This is a genomic window from Vibrio sp. 661 (assembly GCF_033339315.1).
GTDB classification, from domain to species: Bacteria; Pseudomonadota; Gammaproteobacteria; order Enterobacterales; family Vibrionaceae; genus Vibrio; species Vibrio alginolyticus.
On sequence record NZ_JAWOUJ010000055.1, the window covers coordinates 1 to 1,476 of the forward strand.

Annotated in this window: 2 protein-coding genes; both read left to right on the forward strand. The window is 39.8% G+C overall.

Annotated features, from left to right (window positions below; genetic code table 11):
- Positions 1-130 precede the first annotated feature (130 nt).
- Positions 131-1,033 (forward strand): hypothetical protein, encoded by a 903-nt coding sequence (locus R7P69_RS24605; RefSeq protein ID WP_169608408.1) that lies wholly within the window; start codon positions 131-133, stop codon positions 1,031-1,033.
- Positions 1,026-1,352: a hypothetical protein gene (locus R7P69_RS24610; protein ID WP_318121738.1), complete on the forward strand. Its 327-nt coding sequence runs from the start codon at positions 1,026-1,028 to the stop codon at positions 1,350-1,352. The genes R7P69_RS24605 and R7P69_RS24610 overlap by 8 nt, the downstream gene beginning before the upstream one ends.
- The last annotated feature ends 124 nt before the right edge of the window (positions 1,353-1,476 follow it).

The window sequence follows — 1,476 nt, forward strand, 5'->3', positions numbered from 1 at the left end:
TTACAGAGCGTTTGAGGGGCTTCTAAATGGTGTTTTTGATAGTGAAGTTGCCTATTTAACATATGACCAATATTACGCACCTTTAAGAGTGGTTATGATGTCATCACGTTAATTGAGGTTAGGTGAACGGATGCCACACAATTTTTTAGATCGAAAGAAAAAACCTTTGAGCTCTTCTGGCGGAGGCTATAAGCCACTCCATGAAGAAGAATCATTAAGAAAACCACAAGCTCGAGAAGAAACAGTTAGAGAGCGAGCAGCCCGCCAACGTCGAGAGCGTCAAGCTGAATTGACGTATACCCAAGAAGATTACGCCCGTTGGGAACGAAATCGAAAAAGGAGACAGCTAGAGGTCGAAGCTCAAAAGGCGATTGAAGAATTATTAATTTTTCTTCCCGCATTGGATCTGGAAACTTCGGTTCACAGCCAAGCGGTAAAAGAATTTAGCGAAGCGTTCGATGTTATCTTGAAAGGGTACAACGGGGGCAATATTTCCTATGAGACTGGATATGATCTTATTCATCAGGTCAAAAATGGTTTCATTGAGGGAGGTGGTGCGCTTAGAAAAGTCGAAGAGAATCGGTTATCACGCCAGACAGAAAAGGCTGATAATTTCTCTCAAGATGGCAGTTATCGACGCAATCTAGTAGTGAATGATGAATCGTTTAATGTGCGTTTTAAAGCGAGTTGCGCTACGCCTGAATGCTTAATGAGAAATGCCAATATCGACATGGAAGATGATGCTTTTCAGGATTACATTGAGGCTGCAACACAAGATAAACGTTCGGATGTGATGCAGGTGATCGGTGTTGCTCTTATCGCTAACCCATATCTCAAACCTTTAGAATATGTTGTGTTTGGAGATATAGCCTACGCTGGACTTAAAGATAAAAACCTTGATCCTCTTTGGGCTTATTTAATGGGTAGAGGGGCTTACTATCGCCTACATTTACTTAGCGTGTCTAAGAGAGTGAAAGATACCTCAGAAAATGTTGTAAGTTATTTTTCAGGGAGCGTTTTAAGTAGTGATTGATAAGGTTAAGACGCAAAAGTATGTGAATGTGTCCGATGGTATTAATGCATCTTGCTTAGGGATGTGTTTATTCTTTTTTTCTGCGGAATTTATCTATCTTTTAAGCTTCTGGGGATTAACATTTTTTTTCTCAGGACTTGCTCTGAGACGTTATTGTAAAGGTAAGGGTATGATGCGTTTCGGAACTAGTAGTGAAATTGATACTGATGACATAAACGAAATTATTAGTTCATATAACAATTACTTACTGATTCTTGCTATTAGTAATGTAGTAATGGTGGGAATTACAATATATCACCTCTATCAAGCTTTCATTTAACTTAAATGGTTTAGTGCGAACCCAGATTTAGACGTAAGAACGGCTCCCAATCGGGAGCCGTTCTTCGTTGTCAGGGGGCAAAAAATAGGGTCGGTACGTTAGTAACGAAAATCTACAAGTTAAG

What these genes read in the sequence shown, in the direction of transcription:
- R7P69_RS24605 (WP_169608408.1), top strand. Translation starts at nt 131, where the DNA reads ATGCCACACAATTTTTTAGATCGAAAGAAAAAACCTTTGAGCTCTTCT.